Origin of the sequence: Rhodothermus profundi (assembly GCF_900142415.1) — a bacterium.
Lineage (GTDB): Bacteria > Bacteroidota > Rhodothermia > Rhodothermales > Rhodothermaceae > Rhodothermus > Rhodothermus profundi.
Genome location: NZ_FRAU01000001.1, coordinates 179,972 through 204,353 on the forward strand (window position 1 = coordinate 179,972; position 24,382 = coordinate 204,353).

At 58.8% G+C, this 24,382-nt stretch carries 17 protein-coding genes; 9 read left to right on the forward strand and 8 right to left on the reverse strand.

Features of this window, described 5'->3' with window-relative positions; all coding sequences use genetic code 11:
* Positions 1-30 precede the first annotated feature (30 nt).
* Complete coding sequence (locus BUA15_RS00775) at positions 31-996, reverse strand: SMP-30/gluconolactonase/LRE family protein (RefSeq protein WP_072713971.1); 966 nt, start codon at positions 994-996, stop codon at positions 31-33.
* A gap of 317 nt (positions 997-1,313) precedes the next feature.
* Between BUA15_RS00775 and BUA15_RS00780 the strand changes: the two genes are divergently transcribed.
* Both BUA15_RS00780 and BUA15_RS00785 read left to right on the forward strand, forming a co-directional pair.
* Complete coding sequence (locus BUA15_RS00780; RefSeq protein WP_072713972.1) at positions 1,314-4,025, forward strand: hypothetical protein; 2,712 nt, start codon at positions 1,314-1,316, stop codon at positions 4,023-4,025.
* Between the two features lie 12 nt (positions 4,026-4,037).
* Positions 4,038-5,462: a DUF5723 family protein gene (locus BUA15_RS00785; protein ID WP_072713974.1), complete on the forward strand. Its 1,425-nt coding sequence runs from the start codon at positions 4,038-4,040 to the stop codon at positions 5,460-5,462.
* Positions 5,463-5,521: 59 nt separating this feature from the next.
* Here BUA15_RS00785 and BUA15_RS00790 read toward each other — a convergent pair whose 3' ends face one another.
* Positions 5,522-8,956: a DUF4175 family protein gene (locus BUA15_RS00790; protein WP_072713976.1), complete on the reverse strand. Its 3,435-nt coding sequence runs from the start codon at positions 8,954-8,956 to the stop codon at positions 5,522-5,524.
* A 142-nt stretch (positions 8,957-9,098) separates the two neighbouring features.
* Between BUA15_RS00790 and BUA15_RS00795 the strand changes: the two genes are divergently transcribed.
* The 5 genes from BUA15_RS00795 (at position 9,099) to BUA15_RS00815 (ending at position 14,850) form a co-directional block, all read left to right on the forward strand.
* A complete protein-coding gene (locus tag BUA15_RS00795) occupies positions 9,099-10,568 on the forward strand; it encodes a glycogen synthase (RefSeq protein WP_072713977.1) in 1,470 nt (489 codons plus the stop codon).
* 32 nt (positions 10,569-10,600) lie between these two features.
* A complete protein-coding gene (locus tag BUA15_RS00800; protein ID WP_072713979.1) occupies positions 10,601-11,920 on the forward strand; it encodes a glucose-1-phosphate adenylyltransferase in 1,320 nt (439 codons plus the stop codon).
* Positions 11,921-11,932: 12 nt separating this feature from the next.
* Positions 11,933-12,160, forward strand: coding sequence for a hypothetical protein (locus BUA15_RS00805; protein ID WP_072713980.1), 228 nt, complete (start codon positions 11,933-11,935; stop codon positions 12,158-12,160).
* Positions 12,161-12,278: 118 nt separating this feature from the next.
* Positions 12,279-12,827, forward strand: coding sequence for a 3'-5' exonuclease family protein (locus tag BUA15_RS00810; RefSeq protein ID WP_072713982.1), 549 nt, complete (start codon positions 12,279-12,281; stop codon positions 12,825-12,827).
* 34 nt (positions 12,828-12,861) lie between these two features.
* On the forward strand, positions 12,862-14,850 hold the full coding sequence (locus BUA15_RS00815; RefSeq protein WP_072713983.1) for a TonB-dependent receptor: 1,989 nt from the start codon (positions 12,862-12,864) through the stop codon (positions 14,848-14,850).
* On the opposite strand, the gene BUA15_RS00820 is transcribed toward BUA15_RS00815, so the two are convergent.
* The 3 genes from BUA15_RS00820 to pyrF all read right to left on the reverse strand — a co-directional run bounded on the left by BUA15_RS00820 (position 14,847) and on the right by pyrF (position 18,004).
* Complete coding sequence (locus BUA15_RS00820; RefSeq protein ID WP_072713985.1) at positions 14,847-15,776, reverse strand: HDOD domain-containing protein; 930 nt, start codon at positions 15,774-15,776, stop codon at positions 14,847-14,849. The genes BUA15_RS00815 and BUA15_RS00820 overlap by 4 nt on opposite strands.
* A 113-nt stretch (positions 15,777-15,889) precedes the next feature.
* Positions 15,890-17,158, reverse strand: a complete 1,269-nt coding sequence (locus BUA15_RS00825) for a DUF2851 family protein (RefSeq protein ID WP_072713986.1) — start codon at positions 17,156-17,158, stop codon at positions 15,890-15,892.
* Positions 17,159-17,185: 27 nt separating this feature from the next.
* A complete protein-coding gene (pyrF, locus tag BUA15_RS00830; protein ID WP_072713988.1) occupies positions 17,186-18,004 on the reverse strand; it encodes an orotidine-5'-phosphate decarboxylase in 819 nt (272 codons plus the stop codon).
* Between the two features lie 185 nt (positions 18,005-18,189).
* Between pyrF and BUA15_RS00835 the strand changes: the two genes are divergently transcribed.
* Positions 18,190-20,211, forward strand: a complete 2,022-nt coding sequence (locus BUA15_RS00835; protein ID WP_072713990.1) for an acyl-CoA dehydrogenase family protein — start codon at positions 18,190-18,192, stop codon at positions 20,209-20,211.
* A gap of 126 nt (positions 20,212-20,337) precedes the next feature.
* On the opposite strand, the gene BUA15_RS00840 is transcribed toward BUA15_RS00835, so the two are convergent.
* The 3 genes from BUA15_RS00840 to BUA15_RS00850 all read right to left on the reverse strand — a co-directional run bounded on the left by BUA15_RS00840 (position 20,338) and on the right by BUA15_RS00850 (position 22,867).
* Complete coding sequence (locus BUA15_RS00840; RefSeq protein ID WP_072713991.1) at positions 20,338-21,027, reverse strand: DsbA family protein; 690 nt, start codon at positions 21,025-21,027, stop codon at positions 20,338-20,340.
* Entirely contained in the window at positions 21,024-22,100 is a 1,077-nt protein-coding gene (locus BUA15_RS00845) for a hypothetical protein (RefSeq protein WP_072713992.1), read from the reverse strand. The genes BUA15_RS00840 and BUA15_RS00845 overlap by 4 nt, the downstream gene beginning before the upstream one ends.
* Positions 22,101-22,642: 542 nt before the next feature.
* Positions 22,643-22,867: a hypothetical protein gene (locus BUA15_RS00850; protein ID WP_072713993.1), complete on the reverse strand. Its 225-nt coding sequence runs from the start codon at positions 22,865-22,867 to the stop codon at positions 22,643-22,645.
* Positions 22,868-22,919: 52 nt separating this feature from the next.
* On the opposite strand from BUA15_RS00850, the gene BUA15_RS00855 reads away from it, so the two are divergent.
* Entirely contained in the window at positions 22,920-24,380 is a 1,461-nt protein-coding gene (locus tag BUA15_RS00855; protein ID WP_072713994.1) for an SLC13 family permease, read from the forward strand.
* Positions 24,381-24,382 lie beyond the last annotated feature (2 nt).

Genomic DNA, 24,382 nt, shown 5'->3' on the forward strand with positions numbered 1-24,382 from the left:
GCTTGCTTCCGTTGCTCCTTCCCTGGTGTCTCATGACCAGTGACGCATGGGCAGTCCCGGAATAGGAGCGCGGAACGTTGGCAATCGCTGCATCCCCAATGATCCCAGATAGACCGTACGTAAATCGGGCCCGCCAAAAGTGATGCTCGCTGGCAGTTGTAGATGAGGACCCGCGCAGGCAACCATATCGGCCGGCGTGAGTTCACCGCTCTCTATTTTCGCCTCGGCATTCCGGATGGCTGCCTCGTTGAGATCGGAGAGAATGGTGTAAACGTCCCCGTCGGGTGTAATAACGACCACCTCATTGCGGATGAGGAGTGTTACCCAGATGTTTCCTTCCGCATCGAAGGCGAAGCCGTCCACATAGGCCCCTCGTCCGAGATCGCCTGGAGGTACCTCTTCCTGGGGGCCAAGCGAACCGTCGGGCAGCACCGGGTAGCGCACGAGGCGCCGTTTCATTGTCTCGGCTACGTAGAGATACGATTCGTCGTGGTTCATGCGCACTTCGTTGGGAAAGTAAATGCCCTCGGCAACGATGCGTGCGCCGTGCTTATCGACCAGGATGATGTACCCATCAGGACGCGGATGTTGAGCTGCAGGCCACCAGGGAAGCTCGAGCGTCGAAACCGAAATCCAATACCGGTCCTGGCTATCGATGAAGATGTAGTTGACCGCGCCGAGAGGAGAACGATCGCCGAGGTGATCTAGAAAAACCGTTTCATTTCCCTGGCGATCCATGCGATAGATGCGCCCATCACCGATGTTGGCGATATAGAGCGTCTGTCGATCGGCACCCATTGCCAGGCCGTTGGGTTCGTGTCCCTGCTTCCCAAGCAATGTTTGCGTCCCATCGGGAGCGATGCGCGTAACGGCTCCACGTGCATCGGAGCACCAGAGCGTGCCGTCTGGTTCGGCGATGATGCTCTCGGGACGGGCGAGATCGTGGCCGACGAATGCGAGTGTGGCTGGATCGACGCGAAAATCTTTGAGTGACATGAGCCGCTGAAGGGTTGGTTAGCAGATGATCGTAAGGAAGATGACAGATAAATGATAAACGGACAAAAAGAAGAATGCAAATTATGGAATGGGTAGCGGTGGCGGGGGCGCCGATTGGCAGAACGGCTGGTGCGGGAATAAGAAATTGACCAGATGCTTGCGGCGGTAGCCGAGGGCATGCGGCAGGGGAAAGCTGCTTCGGAAGGTTGCGTATTTCTCTGTCTGGCTTAAGCGTCGCTGGTCTAAGGCCGATACCCTTGAAGGATAGTTGTACCCCCCCCTCTCGGCCGATTACGAACCAGATGGTCTGCGGATCGATGCGACGTGCGCTTGCTGGATGCCTGGGGCTGCTGCTCTGTGTGAGTCTTAGCCGCTGTGAGATGCCCACCGGAGCTCCTGACTTTTCTTTTGAGTCCTCCTTGCGGGTTCCATTACTGCTGGAGAAGACCTTTGTGCTGCTGGGACCTCAGGAAGGGGCTGACGCACTGATCGACACAACACGCCACGGCGTCGATACGCTCTTTCGGGTCGAATCGGACAATGTGCTGGCCCTGGTTGCTGAAGAAGAGCTGGAGGATTTTATTCAGCTCAACGAGCTTAGCCGCACGTTGGCTGAGCGTGCTACTCCGGCGCCCGTATCGGTATCGGCAGGGGTAGGGAATATTCTGGAGCAGGAGCTGAGCGCGTCCTACAGCTTTGATCTGCAGGTGCTTCGCATTGCCCCGCTGGCGCTGGTAGACACGACCATGCCGGTGCCTGTACTTCCGCTGGAAGCATCGATCCCTTCACCGCCGGCTCGTCTGGATCTGGGAACCGGATTTGTCGATCTGGAGGGAGGAACCGAAGTAATGCTGAGTAATGCCAGTGGGGGTGTCAATGAGCTGCATGTAACGATTTATAATGGGCTAAATGTACCGCTGAGCGATAGTCGAGCAAGTGGTCCCCCCAGGCTGCGCATTCGCTATGCAGACACCGGAGCCCTGCTGCAGGAGGTGGTGCTGGAGCGTACGCCATTGCCTGGAGAAACCGCTTCGGGAATGGCCAGTCTGGCCGGTAAACGGCTGGTGCCAGCGTTGATTTATGAGCTGGATCTAGGAACCCCAGGTGGTGCTGCGCAGCCGCTCGGAGCCATTCAGCTTCGGGTATGGACTACCACGCTGGAGGCAGACCGGGCGCGGGCGGCGATTCCGGCTCAGACGGTGCAGGTGGAGCGTCGGCAGGTAACGATTGCCGGAGAAAGCCAGATGGCCGGTGCCGTGCTGGCTTCCAGTGAGCTAACGTTAACGCTGCATAACCAACTGCCGGTGGCGCTCCAGATTGAGTCGCTTCAGATCCAGACCCGTGAGCCAGTGGGTCCTTATCCGGCCGGGTATGCCACGCTGCGGTTGGATCCGGTTACGGTAGGTCCGAAAGCAACCATAGCTGTGCCGGTCCAGCTTGGCGTTGTCTCGCGGGAAGTAGATGTGCTGGCAACGGTCTCGACGCCCGGCAGCACGACACCGGTAGACATTACAGCGGCTGACCGCCTGGAGATGAACCTGCAGGGGACGGTGCGTCTTGATGCGCTGTACTTTTACCCGCAAGGCGAGACCTTTCAGGCCGAAGGCGCTATTTCGATTGCAAGCGATGACGTAGTCTTTGAAGCAGGCGACTATGTGACGCTGGCGAGCGGCCGGCTGGTGCTGGAGGATCTGCTGAGCACATTGGAAGTGAGTCTGGATACGCTCCGGCTGAGCTTCCCAGATATTCGGCGGCCGCCTTATGGGCCCGGAGATACGCTGGTGATACGCTTTGTGCGCGGCGCAGTTGATGATCCGGCCCGCTACACATTTGCCGGGCTCCCAGCCGGAGTGGCCGTAACCAAAACCCTGCCATTGCAAGACTTACGCCTCTATCCAGCACAGAATACGCTGCGCTACCGCATTTACGGAAAATTAGAGACCGCAACGCAGGCGCGTGCGCTGAAGGCAACGGATTCGATTCGGGCCACCGTGCGTCTGGAACGGCTGGATCTGAAAGAAGCCCGCCTTCGGGTCAACGATCTGGTGGCCGACTTGAACAACGACGTCAACAACGATGGCCGGTTGGATGTGGCGCTGGATGCGGAAGCGCGCGTTTCCCGCATTGACGAGCTGGATGAGCTCGGCAAACGCGTGAGCGGCTTGCAAGTGCAGGGAACCGATCTGACGCTCAGCTTGACCACCAATATCGGAGGAGAGGCTACGCTGTATCTGGCGGTACTGGGGCGGGCTAATGACGGATCCGTGCGTTTCCTGAAGGGACGGGGCCCTTATGCGGTTACGCCCGGAGATCCCATAGTGGCGCCGTTAAGCTATAACGGCATGCCTCTGAATACCGATCAGCTTATCCGATTACCGTTTGTGGGCACCGACGATCCCGATCGACCGGTTACGCGCACGTATGTGCTGGATGCCACGAATTCGAATGTCGATGAGTTTCTGAGTCTGTTGCCCCAGGAGTTGCGTGTGGTGGGACGGGTTGTGGCGGCCGGAAGGGTGCAACTGCGCAAGCCGCTGGCTGTAACGGCCCGGGTCGGTCTGCGCATTCCACTGCACATTGCCGCGGATGTCATTGCAGTGCAGGATACGGTGGCGGTTGACCTGAGCACGCTGGAGCTACCGACAGATCCGCAGGATGATGTGCAGGTCGAAGAAGCGCAGCTCATCTTACGTTACGCAAATAGGATTCCCCTGGCTGTTGCTACGCAAATCGAGTTGCTTGACGCCTATGATCAGCCCATTGGCGTGCGCATTCCCGCCAAAAATGCGCTGCAGGTGGCGGCAGCACCGGTAGATAACCAGGGATTTGCCACAACCTACCGCGAAGGAGAGGTCTCGGTAGTGCTGAATCAAGAACAACTGGCGCTTTTAAAGCAGGGACGCCGGGCTCGACTGATACTGGAGGTGCAAACGCCTGCCGAGCAAGTGGCCGCCGTGCGCATCCGGGCAACCGATGCGCTTCGCCTCCAGCTTCAGGGACGTTTTCGGTACAAGGTACGTGTTCACTGAGGTAAACAAGCCATGGGACGTTTGCAGCGACGGGTTAGCCTGCTGGTGTTGCTGATGCTGATGGCCCAGGCCGGGCATGCGCAGTATGTCCGGCTGAGCGCCTGGGCCATGCAGGCTGGCTTCAATCCGGCAGCGGTTTCAAGTGCCGATGCGTTGTTTCTGAATCCGGCTGCGCTCATGAATGCAGGCGTGACGGGGCCCCGCCTGCGTCTGATGGAGGTCGGCGGATGGCTGGGAGGCAGCCTGGTGCGTTTTGATCTCTACAACCAGTATTTGACGGGGGGACGCCACCTGACATCGGCCGATGTAGATCAGATGCTTGATGCCTGGTTTGGTGACGCTAAAGCCTGGCGTACCGTAGGCGAAGTCGTAGAGATAACGCCGCTGGCACTGACGTACACCGGTTGGTGGTCAGCCTGGGGGGTGGCCTGGCGGGTTCGGCAACAGCAACGTCTGTGGACGAACCGCGGCGTGCTGGATGTGCTGTTAAAAGGGACGGAGGAGCCACGCACACTGCCTGTTAATGGAGAGTTCCGGTCGATGACGTATCATGAGCTGGTCGTTGGATATGCCCGTAAGTTAAATCCTGATCTGATTGTTGGCATAGCGCCGCGCTTGCTGCTGGGGAGCCACTATGTGGGAGGCGTCATGCGGTCGATGGTATCTATCAAGGAGGACGAAATCCAGCATCGCTACACATATACACTGGATCTGACAGGAGCCACCGAGACCCTTCTAGAAGGCTTTGATCTGTTTGATAATCCAAAGCTAAATGGGATAGACCAATGGGCGGTGGGGCGTCAGATGGCCGGTTTAAGGCAACTGGGCTGGGGGGCAGGGCTTGCGCTGGGGGTTCAGTATCGTTTGCTGCCGGGATTGCTCTTTGGCGTTAGCCTCACAGATCTGGGATTCCTACGGTGGAAGCGCGTGCGGCGCTACACGCCCCGGGATTCGGTGTTTACGTTTGCAGGGGTGCAGCTCGACGTTGAGCGCCTGCGCACGGAGTTTAACAGCGACCTGGGCGCCTACGTTGAGCATCAACTTGACAGCTTAGCACGGGCTGCTTACGAAGAGGTCAACGTACAGGAGGCTGGCGTAATAACGCTGCTGCCGGCCACGGTGCATCTGGGAACAACGTACTGGATAGGCGGGGCGACACGGCTGCATGCGGCGCTGTCGCTGGGGGTAAACCGAGCAGGTGTCAATGCACGGGCACCGCAGCTTGTGCTGGGGGCAGAAACCCGATTAGCCGTGTTGCCACTCTTTGGCGGGATGGTAGCCGGTGGCGACGGGGCGTTGATGTTCTATGGAGGAACCGGACTCCAGGTGCGCACCTGGGGGATACGTGTAGCAGCAGCCGGCACTCCGCGCAGCTACCTCATGGGAAGCGGTGCCCGCTTTATGCTGATGGTATCCTTAATGCATATCGGTTTTTAACGCGCAGCGGGGAAATGGATGAGAGAGGAGGCCGGTTGGAAGGTTGTGTTGCGTTTCTTTCAGCGGTTATTCTGGCGGTGCTGCATCCGCTCAAGCAGCTCAAAGTAGCGTTTGATGAGCGCTTCGTAGTCGGGAGCATAGCCACTTTCCAAGGCGTCGATGAGCGCGCGACGCAGGCGGTTGCGCTCCTGCTGGGGGGTGAGTTCGGGGGGGCTTTCGCGCGCAATATCTTCGCCCGGACGGCTCTGGCGGCGGCGTTCTTGTTCCTGTTCACGGATAGCGTGTTGGGCTTCCAGTAGACGAATAAGGATGCGTCGCTGCCGCTCAAGGGTCTGGCGGCTGATCTGGCCTTGCTGGAGCTCCTGAATGGTTTCCTGCATCTGACGGGCCAGTGCGTCGAGGTCGCCCAGCAGGCGGCGTCGCGCTTCGCGGTCGCGGGCCAGTTGCTGAAGCTGGCGACGGATGGCCTCCTGTTGACGGGCGAGCTGGCGCATGCGTTCAAGCTGGTCGGTAGCCAATCGCGTTCCCTGGATGTCATTCAGCAGTTGCTGGATCTGCTCGTTAAGTTGTTGCTGTTGTCCGGCCATGCGTTGTAGCTGTTCAATGATCTGTTCCAGCGAAAGGCCGCCCATTCCTTGCTGCTGTTGCAACTGATCCAGCAGATCGGCCAGCATGCGAGCCAGTTCATTCAGATGCATCATAGCCGTTGTCTGGTAACTGCTGGCCATGCGGGCGCTGCCTTCGGTTAAGGCGCCGATGGCATGGTCCATTGCCTGCAATGCTTCGGCGGCCCTCTGCTGCACGGCGCGGTCCATCTGGGGAATGCGACGCGCAAGCTGGCGAAGGGAGTCGGTGACAGTGCGCGTGCCTTGCACCAGTTGCTCCTGCCTGCGGGCCATAGGGGCCCCCGCGCGTTCTGTGCGGAGTGCCCGGATCTCATTGCGCAGCGTTTCCTGTAACTCGGACAGAAGGAGCACGTGCCGCAGCGCCTGGCGCAGCCCGGCCGCGTTCAACTGACGCTGACTACCCGCCATGTGCTGCCTGAGCCGTTCCAGGCGAGCAGCCAGTTGCTCCAACTGTTGCTCCATTTGCTGTTGCTCCTGGCGCGCCTCCGAAAAGTTACCCTGGCGGAGCTGGCGGGCGTTTTGCTGCATGCGCTCCGGTAGCTGCTGGCGGCGCAGCGTTTGCCGTAGTGAATCCAGGGCTCGACGCGGCATGCCGCGCAGCGACTCCATCTGGCGGCGAATTTCTTCCAGCAGGGATTCCAACTGGCGGGCCTCTTCGCTGGCCTGCTCCTGCTGCCGTGCCAGGGTTGCGGGATGAGGACGTGTGGTAGAATCCACAGGGGCGCGGGAGGGACTGGAGGAAGCGCGTTGCTGTTGTTCGAGCTGGGCTGTGCGCCGAGCAAGACGCTCTTGAAGGCGTGCCAGCGCTTCGGCGCGTCGGACTGCTTCCTCCAGTTGTTGCTGGGTGCGCAGGCGTCTGAACAATGCCAGGGCTCGCTCAATGCGCTCGCGAAACTGGGCTTCGTTGAATTCGATTTGCTCCATGCTTTCCAGCAGGCGGGGCAGATCGAGCGAGCGCAGCGCTTCCTGAAGCCTTTCAAGCGCTTCACGTAGTTCAGGCGACTGGATTTCTTCGACGACCCGTTGCAGCTCCTGATACAGCTCCAGCGTCTCCTCGCTGACCAGCCGATTGGCTTCCATTTCCCGCGTAATACGTTCGAGCTGACGGGCCAGCGTTTCTACCTGTTCTTCGAGCGCTTCCTGTTGACGACGAAGCTGCTCCGCCTGTTGCTGTTCGTCCCATCCGGCCTGCCGCGTGCGCTGGATGGTTTCGCGCAATTCCTGAAACGTGGAGCGAAGCTGTTCGGCCTGCTCACGAACCGACTCTAATCCTTCCGCCACCTCGTCCTGGGCGACGTCCAACTGCTCATACCGTTCGGCCAGTGAGGGCAATCGGAGATGCTGCAGGGGGGTGCGGGCTGTTTTGGGTCCGGAGATCTGGTCGTTGTCCCACACCTGCACATAGTATTCGACAACGTCTCCCGGAACCAGGTCGAGGCCGTCAGCGCGCAGGTTCCAGAGCTGTTGGAGCTCCTGATTGAGAGGGCGGGGAGTGGAGAGTGGGAGCGGGCGGCTTGAAAATTCCGTCTCAGGGGTACGGAAATGGCTTTCTGCCAGACGCCAGTAAAGTCGCAGGGCCGTAAAGCCAAAGTCGTCATGCACGCGCACCTGCAACGGTGCCTGAAGGGCGTCATCAAGCGTGTACACGGCTTCAGGCTGAAGTAAGGTGATGGTCGGGGGATCGTCCGGGACAAGCTCCAGGGAATAGCGTACCGGATCCGGGTTGGTCAGGCCGTCGGGCGTGCGCAGCTCAATCCAGTAGTGTCCTGGCTGGCGCAGAATGAAGCTACCGCGGGCCAGGCTGTCGTGCAGCGTCATGGGCTGTGTGGTGCCGTCGTCGAAGCGTAGCAGGGCCAGGGCGACCGGTGCGGCCCCTGTGCGTACGTTTAGCTCAACCCGGGTGCCTGGCAGGGCGGACACGTTGCCTACGTTGGGTGGTAGCGTCTGCGCGGGCAGTCCAGTGTAGGAGGGGTAGTGCAGCGTTAGCTGGAGACGCCGAACCAGGGGACGCTCGCGCAGCGCAACGCGATACCAGGGGGTCGTGATTGGCGGAGCTTCCACCTGGTAGGTGAGGGGACGTTGAAGGTTGGGCAGGGTGAAGCGGACATGACCGGAAGCACCAGATGGAAGCAGAAACGTCTCGGCGCGCACTTCACCTGCGTAGCGTACCCGAATCGTGAGTTGTTCTGGCCATTGGGTTCCCGTAAGGGTGATCGTAAGGTGAAGTGTATCGCCGCGCGCCAGTTCGGTGGATCCCGGCGAGACAGTCAGAGAGAACGGTAGCGGGCGTTCAAACGGTTGGCCGGGCGCCAGGAGGCGGGCAAATGCATGCTGCAGGGTGTCGGGCGCCAGGAACAGCAGAGTGCCCAGGAGCAGCAGCGGCGTGAGCGTTAGCGAGAGCAGCCGAGGCGGCAGGCGTAAGGAGACCATCTGCTCGAAGGGGACGGGCGCGATCTGGCGCGTCAGTTGTTCACGGGCGCGCAGCAGCAGCGCCTCGGGGGCAGCGCTTCGGCGGCCTGTCTCAAGCTGTAGCAGGTTGACAAGGCGGTCGGCAATTTCCGGAAAGTGCCGGCCGATCTGCCGGGCCAGATGCTCGTCGCTCAGGCGGCGCAGCGTGATCAGCGGGCGTCCTACTGTCCAGGCCAGCACGCCTGCGGAGCCTGCCACCAGCCCCCAGAAAAGTCCGGTGCGCAAACCGACAGGAAGCCACAGCAAAGCTTCTATCAGCGTGGCCGTTCCCCACAACAGCACAAGCAATCCGAGCGCCTGCACACCCCCCTGTAGCAGATAGGCTGCTAGCAGGCGACGTCGCGTGCGGGCCAACCGCTGATGAAGTGAAGCTGTGTCTGTATACGCTGGCCGGTCCATTTTCGCGCTGTAAACCCCCTGGCATGTACCCGGGGGGGCTGTCCCGGTTTCAGCGCCGTAACAAAGTTTTTGTATTCGGCCGTTCGATAATGAGGACAGGCACGTTATCTTTAGTAGGGAAAACCGAAGGATAGGGGTTGGTATGTACGTACTCCACGTAGCTTTTGAATGCGCGCCGATTGCCAAGGTGGGGGGACTGGGAGATGTGCTAGGAGCGTTGCCCAAGTTTTTGCGACGGGCAGGCATTGAGGCGGCTGTTCTCATGCCCCGCTTTGGGGATGCGCAGGTAAAGGCCGAGGCATTGCAGCTCGTGCATGAGGGGACGTTAACGTATCGAGATCGTAAGTTACCCTATCGACTCTGGTTACAGGAAGCAGAAATTCTGGGATTTCCCGTCTACCTTCTGGAGGAGCCCATGCATTTTGGGCGGCCAGGCGTGTATCAAGATCCGAGAACTGGTCTGGATTTTCCTGATCAGGGCGATCGGTTCTTTGTGTTTCAGCGGGGCGTGTTGGAAGTGCTGAAGGCCGGCGTATTGACGCCTGATCTATTGCATCTGCATGATCATCACACCGCGCTGCTTGCGGTCTGGCTACGCGAAGATCCCCTCTATCAGGATTGGGCTGAAATGCCGATTGTGTTTACCGTCCACAATGCAGAGCATCAGGGACGGTATGACTGGTCGGTCTGGGAAGCCATAGGGGTACCGGTAGCCCATCCTGAAGACCTGCAGCATCAAGGGCAGCTCAATGCGCTGAAGGCGGGATTAATCTGGGCGGATGCCGTAACCACAGTTAGTCCGGGCTATGCGCGGGAGTTACAAGAGCGCAATGATATCGCCGCCGGATTGCAGGAGGTTTTTCAGCGGGTAGCCCCCAAGATGCAAGGCATTCTCAACGGAATCGACCCAGAGCTGTGGAATCCAGCGACAGATCCGCTTATCTTTGCAAACTACTCCGTTGATGACCTCTCGGGTAAAGAAAAGAACAAGGTCGCCTTATGCAAGGCGCTGGGGCTTCGTCCTGACCGACCGCTGCTGGTGTTTATTGGACGACTTGTGCAGGAGAAGGGGATAGATCTACTGGTGGCCGGGCTGGAGCAACTGCTGACGCATCAGCTAGATGTGTCGGTAGTAGTGCTGGGGACCGGAAGACCGGCCTACCAGGCAGCCCTGGAGGATCTGCGTTGTCGTATGGTGCGGCCCGGTGGTTTTCCCCGGTTGGCCCTGCGGTTTGAATTCAACAACACGCTCGCTCATCAGCTCTACGCAGCAGGGGACATGCTCTTGATGCCTTCCCGCGTGGAGCCGTGCGGTCTTAACCAGATGTATGCGATGACCTATGGCACGGTCCCCATTGTGCACGCTGTCGGAGGATTGCGCGATACAGTGGAACCCTGGGAGCCCCATGCGCAGCAAGGCACCGGTTTCCGCTTTGAGACCTTTACGCCCCGTGCGTTTCACCAGGCTATACGGCGGGCGCTAACGGTCTACTATCGTCCGGAACAGTGGCGCGTGCTGCAGCGCAACGGGATGCGGCAAGATTGGTCCTGGAGTCGGTCCGCCCAGAAGTACCTGGAACTCTACCGGAGTCTGGTTCCGGTAACTTCGTGAGCATTCTTTTTCGGACGCATGCCTCAGACGCTATGGAACAGGTTCAACTGACCACGGAGCTGGATCTGGAAACTCTTCGACTCAATGAGCGAACCATAGCTGTTATCTTAGGAGGGGGAGCAGGAACGCGGTTGTTTCCGCTAACGCTTAAGCGCTCTAAGCCGGCCGTACCGCTGGCCGGTAAGTATCGTCTCATTGATATTCCCATCTCGAACTGCATTAACTCGGGCATCAATCGCATTTTTGTACTGACGCAGTTCAACTCGGCCAGCCTGAATCGACATATTGCGCAAACGTATCGCTTTGATCGATTCCGCACCGGCTTTGTAACGATTCTGGCGGCCGAACAGACCCCTGCCTCTCGGGAATGGTTCCAGGGGACGGCCGATGCCGTGCGTCGCAGCATGGCTCATATAGAAGTGTTCCGGCATGACTATGTGCTGATTCTATCTGGAGACCAGCTCTATCTTATGGATTACCGGGTGCTGTTGGCCTATCACCGCTCCAAAAAGGCCGACATTACCATTGCGACCATTCCAGTACGTGCTGAAGAAGCTCCGGCTCTGGGCATTTTGAAGACGGATGAAGAGGGCGTGATCACGGAGTTTTATGAAAAACCTCCCCTTCATGAGCTGGCGGGCAAAGAAAGTCCGGTATCTCCCGAAATGGAGGCGCAAGGACGTGTTTATCTTGCTTCCATGGGAATATACCTCTTCAACAAGGAGGTGCTTCGGGCGCTCCTGGAACAGCACCCGGCCGACCATGACTTTGGTAAGCAGATTATCCCGAAGGCTATTCAGCAATGCCGCGTGGTCAGCTATCCGTTTACCGGCTACTGGAGTGATATTGGAACAATTCGGTCGTTTTATGAAGCGAACCTGATGCTGGCGCAGCGACAGCCTCCTTTCGACATGTATAACCCGCAGATGCCTATCTATACCAACGCACGCATGCTCCCCCCGGCCAAGGTCCAGAGCTCCTTTGTGCAGGATTCGATAATTGCCGAGGGGAGTGTGATTATTAACAGCCAGATTGTTAACTCCGTCATAGGAATTCGCTCGGTCATCCGCGAAAATGCCACGGTCAAAAACGTGGTAATGATGGGCGCCGACTATTATCCGTGGCACGATCCTGGCCTGCGCGATCCGGTAGAAGGCCCGGATAATCCAGGGATCGGTGAAGAGTCGTATGTGGAAGGCGCCATTATCGATAAAAATGTCAGCATCGGACGGCGCTGTGTCATTAAAAATCGGGATCAAGTGCAGGAAGGAGAGGGCCCAAATTTCTACATCCGGGACGGTATTGTAGTCCTGCCTAAGAACGCACGCATCGAGGACGGAACAATCATCTAATTGCCGAGCACCATGCTGTTGGTACGGGCTGGCGCTTATACCATTAATGTGGAGCGGGTGCTATTTTTTCGCGAGACGGAGCAGGGACTGGAGGTAACCTTTGCCCTTCACGATCAGGAACGCGCGGCGCTGCACACGCTCCAGCTCTCTGGAAAAGATGCGGCGCAGCTCCGGCAATGGTTGGAGCGTAATGCGGAAGGAGCCGAACGACCCGAAGCAGGCTTTGCGCTAGGCAGTTAATTGAAGGGAAAGGCGTGAAAAAGTTCAGCAAAACGATGGCTGCCCTTCCTTTTGCCTGCGCTTTTTGAGAATTTTCAGCCCGAAGAGACGGTCGTATAGCAAAATGAGTCGGCAAGCTATGAAGCGACACCTTGGCCTTCTTGGACTGCTGGTAGCGCTGATCGGTGCCTCAGGTTGCCGGTTTTATGGCTATCCGGGCGGCGTAGCGCAGACGCTGATGCAAATTGAAGCAGCCAGTGAACAGGCGGCGCAGGATCTGGAGCAGGCGCTGGCTGAAATTGAAACGCTGCGTCAGATGGCCCGCCGAGATGAGGCGCTGGCTCCTTATGTAGCGCAGTATGAGTCGATACTGCATGCCCATCAGCGAGCCGTGCTGGAGTTTGAGCACTGGAAGGAGGAGGTTGTGAATCATCCAGATGATTACCGCCGGGCCAATCGCACGCTGGGCGCCATCACGGCGCGCCACGAAGCCCTCCTGCAGCAGTATGCAGAAGTAGCCTGGGCAGTAGCCCGGCGCGTGAATCCTACGCTACAGGCTCAGGCACCTGTGGCAGTCGGGCCCCGTTTCTTTTTCCATGTGCTACCACCTCAGTATATTCGCCTGGTGAACGAGCAGGCTATTTCACCACTACAGGTGGTGCGGTATCTGGCTGCTCAGCTTGGCTGAACATCCACATAAGCCCTCCTGGAGGGCAAAAGCTATGCTTTCCTGGAAGCGGTTCTGGGTGCTGGGTTGGGTCCTGGGTCGTGTGGCGACGGCGCAGCCGGAAACGGATACCATCCGAACCTATGTGCTGGATCCAGTGGTCATCACGCTGGAACAGGAGCAGGAGGCGTCGGCCCAGATGTCTTCGGTGCACCACGTCTCCCTGGCGGAGCTAGCCGTGGAAGATGCTGTTAGCATCTCGGAGATTGCTAACCTGCTGCCCGGGGTGTCGATTCAAACAAATTCCCGGGGGGAAACCCTGTTGTATCCGCGAGGGAGTGGGGAGCGACAGGTAGCGATTTTCCTGGATGGCGCGCTGCTTACAGTTCCCTGGGACTACCGGTACGATCTGGATCTAATTCCTACCGCCGCCCTGGGAGGTGTTACGCTCATTCCAGGCAATGCTTCGGTGCTGTATGGTACCAATGCGGCAGCCGGAGTGTTGAGCCTGCGTTCGCGCTTGCTTGCTCATCCGGGGCGGTTGACCGAGGTCAGCATGTGGGGCGGTGCGCCGGCCGCGATGCAAGCAAGTGTGGTGCATCTGGGGCATACAGGCCGGCTTGCCTATACCGTAGGGGTAGGGTACGCGTATCGCAGGGCCCTGGCACTTCCCGATGTAGATTTGCCCTATAGTCAGCCCGATCCGGAGCTGCGCACCAACACGGACCGACGTCTCTTCCACGTGCTGTCCCGGCTGCAGGCCGGGCGTGCCGGCCGGCGAATCGGCGTCACGCTTTTTCACATGCAGGGAGCGCAGGGCGTCGCTCCGGAAGGCCATCTTAATCCTCTGGTGGCGTCGGTGCGTTACTGGCGCTACCCCTTACAGCAACATACGCTCCTGATTGTAAGTGGAGAGCAGGCAACGCGCATCGGACTGCTGGAAGGCGCCTTCTGGGGCAGTCTGTTTCGACAGCATATTGATCAGTATCGGGATGTGCAGTATACCGTTCGGGAAGCCCGAGAGGAGGACGCAAACTGGACAGTAGGGAGCCGATTGGTCTGGCGCCGTCGCCTGGATGCCGGTCAATGGCGGCTGGCGCTTAACTGGGTAGGCAGTCGGCATGGGCAGCGAATCGACTCCTATGCAGAAGCCGACATTCCTCCGAGGACAACCTACTATCAGCAGCATCTGTTGAGTATAGGTACAGAGCTGGTGCAGACCCTGGGCTCGCAGACGCAGGGCATGGTAGGCATCAGCTACGATGCGATGTGGACGCCAGAGACCGGGGATAAGCCGGCACGCGATCCGATGAGCGCCTGGAGCCTGGGGATAGGCCTGCACCATCGTTGGAAAGAAGGCGTGGAAGGATTCCTAGCCGCTTCGCGCAAGGTGCGGTTCCCTACTATGCGGGAGTTGTTCAGTGAGGCGCTGGGACGCTTCCTGGTGAATCCCACCCTCCGTCCCGAAACCATCTGGATCGCAGAAGCAGGATTCCGACTCTTTCCAGCCTGGGGATATGCAGAAATCGTGGGGTATATTAACCGAACATTTGATACCATCGACCAGCGCACGGTTGTCGTCGATGGGAAACGCAAACGCCAGCGCGTTAACCTGAACGGAAGTCGCGTCTATGGTATTGAGGCGCGGATAGGATGGGCCTTTCTCAGGACCTGGCAACTGGAAGGCCATGTGGCCGGCCTGCGAAGCCGAGCGTTGCTGCCAGGGGCTGATAGACCCCTGACTGAAAAGCCTGCCTGGCTGGCAACGCTAACGCTGCGACGCATGCCTGGATTGGGGCTGGCGCCGCTTGTGCAACTGCATTATCGGGGACAGGCCTGGGCGCTGGATGAAACGAATCAACTGCAGGAATTACCTGATGCCTGGCTGCTCCATGTGCGTCTGGCTTATCGGCTGCCCATTGCATCAGGCCAGGTGGAAGGGTTTGTGCGGGTCAACAATGTAACCAATACCGCTACATGGTTGCAGCTCGGACTACCCGGCCCCGGTCGTGAATTGCGATTGGGCGTGCACGTATGGTTCTAAGCTTCCGCGTTTCCATTCCCATTCCCGTTCCCATTTCCCTTCAGAAGCATTTGCAGGTATCGCTCTGTCTCGCTGCGCTCTGCTTCGAGTCGTTCAATAAGCTGAGCTTCGGTAAGCGTGTAGCCCAGCAACAGGCGCGCCTGCTCCGGAAGGAAAACGGTGTCATGGTGGGTCAGATGCAGTTGCTCGGCCACAGCACTGCCGGTGGCTACGAGCGCCGCTTGCGTTTTCAATTCAGGGGTAGGTAGCTCCTTGGGGGACTCTAGTTTGCTCAGCATGAGTCCCAGCTCTTCCGGCAGATTCCATGCGTTGGCAGCCTGCTCATTGAGCTCAAGGTAGCTAACGCCAAAAATTGTGCGCTCGGCATCGGCCGAAGGAAGGGCTCCTTCTTCGTTTGTATACCAGAGCGCTTCGTAATCATCCGGCCGGTTGTACAGCAGGATCAGGCGACCGCTGGCATGAAGCAAGGCGGCGGTAAAGACGCGACGCGCGTAGGGCAATTGCAGCCACTGCGACAGGCGTTGGGCATAGATGGCACTGCCAACACTGAGCCGCATCAGGTTGTCAAAGATGTGCTCCTGTTCGGGATTAGAGACCGCCTCTCGAAGCTGCAACATGGCTGCGGTCAGTACAATGTTGCTGACCTCCAGGAAGCCCAGTAGAGCTATTGCTTTTTGAATTTCGGTGATGCGCCGTCGCAAACCGTAATAAGCCGAATTAATGCGTCGCAGCACCAGTTGCGTTACAATAGGGTCGGCATGAACAATTTCGATTAATTGCTCCAGATTCGGTTCGGTCGAATCATCGCTGAGGAGCCGTGCCACCTCGCTGGCCGTGCGGGGTAATGGAGGAAAGCGAACGTTAAGGTCCGCCTGAAACTTGGTAGCGGGAACTGACCGCCCCGACGGTGTCATGGAATTTAGCATGGTTTGCGACGGCCCGAGGGAACGCATGGGTTTGTCTAAAACGAACTAACGGCCCACGGTGCTCCTATCGGTAATCGGCTGAAAATATAACTTCTAAAACTTTTGCGGACTCTTCAAGACGTAAAACCCATTAAATATCGACCTATAGCGCACTTCAAACAGCGAAAGGGTTGACAGTAGGCTCGATAGAGTTGATGAAGTCCTTGTGAATAAAAGGCGTCAGGAGGGACATACCCCAGTTGCGCAAATCGCCGGGTAATCTGGTCACGCTCGGCCGGTAGGAGGTGCAGCAGGGCGTGAAGCTGGGAAGCATCCGAGAGATCAAGGGCCAGCATAAATGGAAAGATCGCATTCATCAAAAGAACGTTGGTGCGCTGCCGGCCCAGTGGAGCGCGGGCATTGTCCGGGCAAAGCAGATGGCGCAGAGCGGTCAGGGGCCGAGCATGTCGCAATGCTTCCTGGAGCTGTTTTATGGGATGCTGGCGAAGCCATCCGGCAGGCGCCAGCCAGGTAGCGGCCTGCACCAGGCGACGTTCGGGCTGGTTGGCGGGACGCAGCTTGCCGCGTTGCCAGAGTAGTGCAGGAAGAGGGGGTACGCGAAGCTGTGGTTGTAGCTTCGCAAAACGGTTGCGTAGCGCATCGCATTGCGCTGCCGTAAACAGGGAGCCAGGCTGAAGCGTTTCCAGCAAGCCAGCTGTGCCCAGCAGAGCCGCTTCGATGTCTTCAAGGGTTGGCAACGTCCGAACGGTGGCAAGCGGAAGACGCTGCGCCAGCAACCGCATCGGGTCAGCATTCGGCGCATAGCCCAGAGCCGTTAGCAACAGCTCGTAGAGAAGCTGGTCCGGTGCGGTTTCGGCCAGACGAGCCCGGATGCGCCGGGCGCGCTGTCGCAGGCGTTCCTGGCTCAATGCGTCCACCCAGGAAGTGCGCAGAGACGCTGGCACTGCTTCCCATTGGAGAGCGCAGGGAAGGGGCAGGCGAGGGCGGCGGTAAAAGGTGTAGAGCAAGGTTCGTAAGGATTGAGGCAGGTAAGGCGCCAGTATCAGTTCAGGAAGCCGGCTTCCGTCTGCTCGCTGGAGCCGACCCGTGGCGCTATCCGATTCGAGCACAACGTGCAGGATGACGCTATTGTAGCGCGGGTCTTGATGGTGACCATGGGCGGTCCAATCGGAGGAATAACTATGCACTTCAACGGTGCCGTACCACCGCGTACCATCGATCAAGAGACAGGCATTGACAAAGTCAGGGCCTGCTTCGGCATTAGCCTGACCGGGATGAAAAATCTGAACGGTTTCACCGGTTACCGTTCGGAGCTGTTTTCCGACCAGTAAGCCCTGGGCCCACAGGTCGTGCAGCAAGGCTTCCGGAGGACGCCTGCGCATGGTAAACAGACAATTGTCTGCTCAACTTCAGATAGGACAGGCTGCTGTCAGTTGGGCACGTAGCGTTTCGGCTGCTCGGGCGGCTGCTTCCATGAAGTCGTCTTGATCGGAAGCGTAGAGAATCTGACGACTGCTATTAACCAGCACAGGGTTGCGCCGCGCCACTTGCAGAATAGGGGGAATAGCTCCTCCCTGGGCCCCAACACCAGGGATAAGCAGGGGCAATCCCGGGCAGGCCAGGTGTACGGCGGCAAGCGCATAGGGATCGGTGGCGCCCACCACCAGTCCAGCTGTTCCCGGCAATTCCTGATCCCAGCGGGCAACAGCGCGCGCAACAGTCAGGTACAGGGGCTCGTTGTCGCAGCGCCGTTCCTGAAAGTCACGGGCGCCCGGGTTTGAGGTGCGCGTGAGTACAAACACCGCCCGATTTTCGTACGCCAGGAAAGGGGCAACGGCGTCACGCCCCATGTAGGGAGAGACGGTGCACGCGTCAAATGGCAATAGCTCAAAGACAGCGCGTGCATAGAAGCGAGCGGACGAGCCAATATCGCCGCGTTTTCCGTCCGCTATGGTCATGACGCCGTCCGGCATGTACTGTAACGTGGCTTCTAATACCGACCAGCCATCACGGCCCAATGCCTCGAAAAAGGCCAGGTTGAACTTGTAAGCGCACGCTACATGACTGGTGGCATCAATGATGTGTTGAAGAAACTTGCGAACGGCGGTGATCAGATTCGACTCGCGCCGAAGGGGCCGAGGCAACCGGGCCGGATCTGGATCCAACCCAACGCACAGAACCGTCTGTTTGCGACGTTGTAGCGCGCGTAGTCGATCGGTAAACGTCATCGGTGTGGCACTGCTGGTGAGGAGCTTCAAAGATACAATGCGAAAAAAACAACGCGTGCGAATTACCCGGAAAGATCCGGATTTTTAACAGCGAAGCGCGGAACCCTGCTTTTCACAAGCAGGTTGGCTTAACGCGCTTGTTCGTTCACGATCGCTTGCCCACATAGAATCAAACCCGCACAGCCATGTCGTTACTGAGTCGTCTGAAGGGCATCTCGGCGCAAGACCGCCGAATGATCGAAGATATTGAGGCCATGCTGGGGCCGGAGCCCGACGAGATGGGCTTCATGAAAAATCTGTTCTGGGGCCGCTTCCGAGAGGATCTGGTCTTTCCCTATCCTGAAGAGTCCAAAGAAGAGCGGGAGAAGTGTGATGCCTTGCTGGCCGAACTGGAAGCGTATCTCAAAAATGAGCACCCGGCCATCCTGATTGATCAGGAGCAGTACATTCCAGACTGGGTGCTGGAGCGGCTGTTCGAAATGGGGGTGATGGGCCTGACGATTCCAGAGGAATATGGTGGATTGGGGCTGGGAGTAACCAGCTACAACCGGGTGCTGGAGCTGATCGGTCGCTACTGCGCTTCGACCGCCGTGGTCGTCTCGGCGCATCAGTCGATCGGCTGCAAGGCCATTATGCTATTCGGGACCGAAGAGCAGAAGCGGAAATATCTCCCCATTGTCGCGCGGGAGAAACTGGCGGCCTTCTGCCTGTCGGAGCCCAATGTCGGATCAGATGCGGCCGGCCAGCAAACCCGCTGTGAGTTGAGCGAAGACGGCCAGTATTACATCCTGAATGGCGAAAAGAAATGGTCCACGTCGGGGGCCCTGGCCGGTGTGCTGACAGTGATGGCCAAGCAGCGCCTGCAGAACCCCAAGACGGGTAAGTGGGAAGACCGCGTGACGGCTCTGATCGTCACGCCCGACATGGAAGGCGTGGATGTCTTTGAGAAAAACCGCAGCAAGGCGGGTATCCGGGGGACCTGGCAGGCGCGCATCCGCTTTACGAATGTCAAGGTACCTCGTGAAAACCTGCTGCACAAAGAAGGCAAAGGCCTGAACGTGGCGCTGACGTGCCTGAACTATGGCCGCTGCACGCTGTCGGCCGGAGTGCTGGGCGGCGCCACCTGGGCGTTGGAGCAGAGCACAAAGTGGGCCCAGACGCGCTACCAGTTTGGCCGTCCTATTGCCGACTTTGAGGCGATCCAGCAGAAAATCGCCAAGATGGCGGCGCTTACCTACGGCATGCGGGCCATGCTCTACATGGTTACCGGCATGCTGGATCGCCACGACCAGGACGTGATGCTGGAGACGGCCGCCGCTAAGGTCTTCTGCTCGGAAATGGGCTGGGAGGTGATTGACGAAGCGCTCCAGATCATGGGAGGCGAAGGCTACATGACCGAAAACGAGATGGAGCGCGTCTGGCGCGACAACCGCATCCACCGCATCGTGGAGGGGGCTAACGAGGTAATGCAGTCGTTCATTTTCGGCTACGGCGGCAAGCAACTTGCCGAGCAGATGCTGGCCATTAAACAGGCGCTGGGATGGGACGCTGACCAGTCGCCTGTCGAAAACCTGCAACGCATTGTCCGCAATGCGTTGAATCCCACGTTGCTACGCCGAGCCTTACCTCTGGCAGCTGAACTGTTCCTGGGCATTCGTCCCCAGGCTCCGCGTATTCGCAACATTCATCCGCAGTTGTGGCCCTGGGCCGACCGCCTGGCGCGTCTGGTTCAGCAACACGCTCACTACTTCAAACTGGTGAGCAAGTGGGAAGGCGATGCTATCGTAACCCGGCAGGCGCAGCAGGCCCGCCTGGCGGACAACGCTATGTATCTGTTCGCATTGAGCGCGGCGCTTTCGGACATGGATCGCCAGCTTCGCAAAGGAGCTTCTGGCGTGGCTTTTGAACGGGACTGGGCCGCTTTCGAACACTTGTTCGATCTGCTGGAAATCCGCATCCAGCAAAACCTGGGGCTGCTGCGCCGTAATGGAGATGCCAGCATGCGTCGGGCTGCCCAGGCTATGCTGCGCTACGTGGACACGCTGCCTAACCGCGACTACTACATCCATGAAGCGTCGCCCGTGGCCAAAGGAACGGGCAAGCCCGTGCAAAAGGAGCATATCAAGCAGTTTCCAGGCGACCGCTACGTAACGACCGGAGGGAATGGAGCCGCTGCGGAATCATCTGCCGCGCGCTCAGAAGCGTAACTGTCCCTCTGGGGATGCCTCCAGGCGGGGCCGCCGGGCAAGTCCGGTGGCCCCGCCTGTTTTGCAGAACCGCTGCTCACACAGGCAGAGGAACCCTGCAGTGAGAGGTATCCGGCAGGCTAACCCCTATGGCGTGGGAGGTGTGTGTTGAAGTGCCTGTTGCACGTACCGGCGCAACCGGTCCGCCGAAACCCCTACGGGCACCCGCCGACCGTTCAGAAAGAATGTGGGCGTGCCTGTCACTCCTACCCGTCGCGCCAGCGATATGTCGCGCGTCAGCAGCGTGTCGATGGGCGTCTCCCACCCGTACAGACATCGCTCCATCGCCTTCCGATCCCGCGCTGGCCGATCGTAGAGCAGGCTTTCGAGGTCCAGCCGCTGCGCTTCCAGCAACCGTCGGTGCATCGTTTCGAACCAGCCTTGCTGCGCCGCACAGAGCGCGATGCGGGCCGCCCCCGATGAATAGGAGGTGACAAAAGGATAGTGCCGATAGCGCAGCTGTAGCGTTGGGTATGTGCGTACCAGGGCTTCCAGGGTGGGATGAATCTGGCGGCAGCCGGAGCACCCGTAATCGAAGAAGGCGACAAGAGTAGCTCGGGGGGAGACTGCACCGACCGGATGACCACCCTGCTGGAGGACCTGCCAGAGCGTGTCGGGCAGGGCGGGCAGCTCCTGCCAGTGTTCGGGGAAAGGCGGCCCGGTCGTCGGAGAAGAGGCGCCCGGAGCTACGAGCCGATAGAGAACAGCGGTGGTAACGATCAGGGCGCATCCGGCGAGAATGCCGGAGAAGAGGAGTTGGAGGCGTTCGGTTGTCATGGTAGTTCGGGGAGGGTGTAGACGTAGAGCAGATCGTCAGGGTTCATCCAGGCAAGCAGCTTGTTTGTCTCAGCGATCACTTCGAAGTAGCCAACCCGGAACCACTGCTGTAGCCAATCGGGCGGCAGCTCGGCCTGCAAGGCCTTTTCGTTGCGGTGCAGCCGGAGCAGGTGAGAAAGCCGCATGCCCTCGGGCGTGACCCGCACCACGATGATCACAGTGACGTCTCGCGAAAGCCCGGGCCAGGGACGGGCAGGCGCCAGGTACAGCCAGCCCTGCTTATAGACGGCGTCTTCCCAGAGGGAATAGATCATAAACGGCTGACCCTTCCGGTGGGCCGTTTCGGTCTGGCGAAGGGCCTGACGGGCCAGCTGCGCAATCGGTCGGAAATGATCCAGTTCCAGCACTTCACGCAGCGTGCCATCGAGGCGATAGCGCTCCACCTGGGGGAAGAGCATAAAGACGCTGAGCAGCTCATCCCATTCCGTAAAGAAGACGCCGACCCGTAGGTTGAACACCCAGCTATTGTCCCGGTCCTGGTAGAGCTGTCGGCCAAAGTTTAAGGGCCGTTCGCGCGGGCGCACAAGCTGTAACGGGGACTGGGGGGATCGACGCGCCCTCAGGAAAAGACTGTCAGTGCGAAGGTCGAGGGCGTGAGGAGCAATGGCCAGGGGGGAAACCGGCAACTGGCCCAGGTACTCAAAGGCCGGCAGGCGGAAAAGCCGTCTTCCCACCACCAGCGTGTCGCCCCAGAAGCGAAGCAGCGTAGCAGATGGGTATTCTTGAGGACCTCCCCCAAAACGTCCCAGCCTCTGGATGGGACGGAACTGAAGGTCCGTTAAGACGAGGCCCCCTACATCAGAGTCTAAAAAAGCATAGCCATACCTGTCTGAATAGGCAATGGCCTGCAACCCGCCTAAATAAAGCGTATCACCCAGCGCGGTGAGTACCGTATCGGGATACAGATCAAAGACGGGCTGGGCCGCGGCGCCTGTGATGATCGCAAGACTAATAATCACCCCTCCTACCACCCTTCGCAGAGGGTGATTCGGGGCACCAGAGCGATTCCACATGTTTGGATGTTTATGGAATGGTACAATGGAAGCACTGCCGCTGTTTAGTCCATTTGTCGAAACAGTTGAGATCAGTGGGGACAGAAGGCACGCGCGCTGGATCCACCTCCTGAGCACACAACCCCTACCGTTTCGCAATTATTCGAGTTTGGAGGATCACATATCTGCACATAATCGCAAGTAGTTCCACCACCATCCGCGGAGCAGGATATCTGAGCACCTCCACCGCAGTTGAGCGAAACGGTACCGCTTGCGTCCACAGCATGAGAAGCAGTGGGTAGGCCCAGAAGCAGGCCGCCGAGCAGTACGATGGTGGCACTGAATAGCTGAATAGTCGGCAACCATTTTTGAATGGTGCGTGTGTACATGAAACCCTCCTTGTTTTAGAGCTGACTGCATCATCAAGTGCAGCAGCATTTTTAAGAAATAAAGAAAAAGATATCAAGGGAGAACGATCCATAGTGAAAACCTCTAACAAATCCGTCAACACTTGCTAAAAAGCGTTTCTCAGCCCCTATTGTCTGAGCTAGTGGGCTGAAGTATCAGAAGTAATCTCCGGGCTCAATCTGGAAAGTGGGAGGCAGAGGATAGCGGATAGCCTGTCTTAACAGTTTGAAGGGGGGCATGGTAGCGGTTTTGCGGGGTTCGTCGTAAAGGGCTACGTCAGGCAGTTGGTGAGGGGGGCAGTGCTTGAAAGTATTCCGCCTGGCTTGCATCTTGGGAGTCATACGTGGCAGGAAGTAGTGCGTCCGATTGGAAGAGAGCATACCGCTAACGGGTTTGAGGCTGCTACGGACCAGCAAGCATCTGCGGCAGACCATGACGCGTCGGCAGCAATGGGGATTCTGGTTGGGGCCGCTGGTTTTTTTAGGATTTGTGTTGTTGCCCCGACCGGAGGGCCTTTCGCAGGCAGCCTGGTATGCCGCGGCCGTCAGTCTCTGGATGGCTATCTGGTGGATCACCGAGGCGATTCCAATACCGGCTACAGCACTGCTGCCCATTGTGCTCTTTCCGTTACTGGGCGTTCGCTCGGTCGGGGACGCCACAGCGCCGTATGCACATCCTATCATCTTTCTGTTCATGGGCGGTTTTTTGCTGGCGCAGGCGATGCAGCGCTGGCGGCTACACCGACGACTGGCGCTGCATATCATTCGGCGGGTAGGTACCCGGCCGGCTCGGCTGATTCTGGGCTTTCTGCTGGCAGGGGCATTTTTGAGCCTCTGGGTCAGCAACACGGCCACCGCGCTGATGATGTTACCGATCGGGCTGTCGGTGCTGGAGCTGCTGGAAGAGCGTGTGGCCGAAACGCCTGCGCTGCACGCCTTCAAGGCAGCGTTGGTGCTTAGCATTGCCTATGGCTGTAACATCGGCGGCATGGGGACGCTGATCGGCACGCCACCCAATGCGCTGCTAGCCGGTTTTCTGAGCGAAACGTACGGCTATGGACTGAGCTTTGCTGGCTGGTTACCGTTAGGTATTCCTGTAGTAGCCCTGGGATTGCTGCTGACGTATCTGTTTTTGGTTTATGGGCTATTCCCGGCAGGACGACAGTTGCAAGTAGAAGCAGCAGAACTGATTCAGGCGGAACTGGAAGCTCTTGGGCCTGTCCATCCGGCCGAGCGGCGCATTGCCTGGATTTTTGCAGGGACAGCCCTGCTATGGATTGCGCGTCCTGTGCTAAGTCGTTGGATCCCTGGTCTTTCGGATGCCGGTATCGCTATGGGGGCAGCTCTGGTGCTGTTTTTACTTCCGGCGGAGCCAGGCCGTCGGTTGCTCGACTGGGAGTCGGCGCGGCATCTGCCCTGGGGACTCTTACTGCTTTTTGGCGGCGGCCTCAGCATGGCTGGTGCCATCACCGGTACCGGCCTGGCTCACTGGATTGGCGAGCAGGTCAGGGTGCTGGCCGGGTGGCCGCCTTGGGTAATCGTGTTGCTGGCAACAGGAACGATCGTTTTTTTGACCGAGATTACCAGCAACACGGCCGTTACGGCTGCTTTTCTACCTGTGCTGGCCTCGGCAGCCGTGGGATTGGGGCAGAACCCGTTGCTGCTGGCCGTGCCGGCTACGCTGGGCGCTAGCTGCGCCTTTATGTTGCCGGTGGCCACGCCCCCCAATGCCGTGGTGTACAGCACCGGACGCGTGTCGATGCTTGAGATGGCACGGGCCGGCTTCTGGCTAAACCTGTTGTTTATTGGGCTGTTGACGCTATTGGCCTTCACGTTGCTTCCCCGGGTGCTGGACGTGCAGCCTGGGGTGGTGCCTCCCTGGGTCCATCCCTGACG

Excerpts from the sequence above, each read along its gene's own strand:
- BUA15_RS00810 (WP_072713982.1), top strand. The coding sequence starts at position 12,279 with ATGAAGCGACACCTTGGCCTTCTTGGACTGCTGGTAGCGCTGATCGGT.
- BUA15_RS00790 (WP_072713976.1), bottom strand. The coding sequence starts at position 8,956 with ATGGACCGGCCAGCGTATACAGACACAGCTTCACTTCATCAGCGGTTG.
- BUA15_RS00805 (WP_072713980.1), top strand. The coding sequence starts at position 11,933 with ATGCTGTTGGTACGGGCTGGCGCTTATACCATTAATGTGGAGCGGGTG.
- BUA15_RS00855 (WP_072713994.1), top strand. The coding sequence starts at position 22,920 with ATGACGCGTCGGCAGCAATGGGGATTCTGGTTGGGGCCGCTGGTTTTT.
- BUA15_RS00795 (WP_072713977.1), top strand. The coding sequence starts at position 9,099 with ATGTACGTACTCCACGTAGCTTTTGAATGCGCGCCGATTGCCAAGGTG.
- BUA15_RS00775 (WP_072713971.1), bottom strand. The coding sequence starts at position 996 with ATGTCACTCAAAGATTTTCGCGTCGATCCAGCCACACTCGCATTCGTC.
- BUA15_RS00850 (WP_072713993.1), bottom strand. The coding sequence starts at position 22,867 with ATGCTCTCTTCCAATCGGACGCACTACTTCCTGCCACGTATGACTCCC.
- BUA15_RS00840 (WP_072713991.1), bottom strand. The coding sequence starts at position 21,027 with ATGACAACCGAACGCCTCCAACTCCTCTTCTCCGGCATTCTCGCCGGA.
- BUA15_RS00845 (WP_072713992.1), bottom strand. The coding sequence starts at position 22,100 with ATGTGGAATCGCTCTGGTGCCCCGAATCACCCTCTGCGAAGGGTGGTA.
- BUA15_RS00780 (WP_072713972.1), top strand. The coding sequence starts at position 1,314 with ATGCGACGTGCGCTTGCTGGATGCCTGGGGCTGCTGCTCTGTGTGAGT.
- BUA15_RS00800 (WP_072713979.1), top strand. The coding sequence starts at position 10,601 with ATGGAACAGGTTCAACTGACCACGGAGCTGGATCTGGAAACTCTTCGA.
- BUA15_RS00820 (WP_072713985.1), bottom strand. The coding sequence starts at position 15,776 with ATGCTAAATTCCATGACACCGTCGGGGCGGTCAGTTCCCGCTACCAAG.
- pyrF (WP_072713988.1), bottom strand. The coding sequence starts at position 18,004 with ATGACGTTTACCGATCGACTACGCGCGCTACAACGTCGCAAACAGACG.
- BUA15_RS00785 (WP_072713974.1), top strand. The coding sequence starts at position 4,038 with ATGGGACGTTTGCAGCGACGGGTTAGCCTGCTGGTGTTGCTGATGCTG.
- BUA15_RS00815 (WP_072713983.1), top strand. The coding sequence starts at position 12,862 with ATGCTTTCCTGGAAGCGGTTCTGGGTGCTGGGTTGGGTCCTGGGTCGT.
- BUA15_RS00825 (WP_072713986.1), bottom strand. The coding sequence starts at position 17,158 with ATGCGCAGGCGTCCTCCGGAAGCCTTGCTGCACGACCTGTGGGCCCAG.
- BUA15_RS00835 (WP_072713990.1), top strand. The coding sequence starts at position 18,190 with ATGTCGTTACTGAGTCGTCTGAAGGGCATCTCGGCGCAAGACCGCCGA.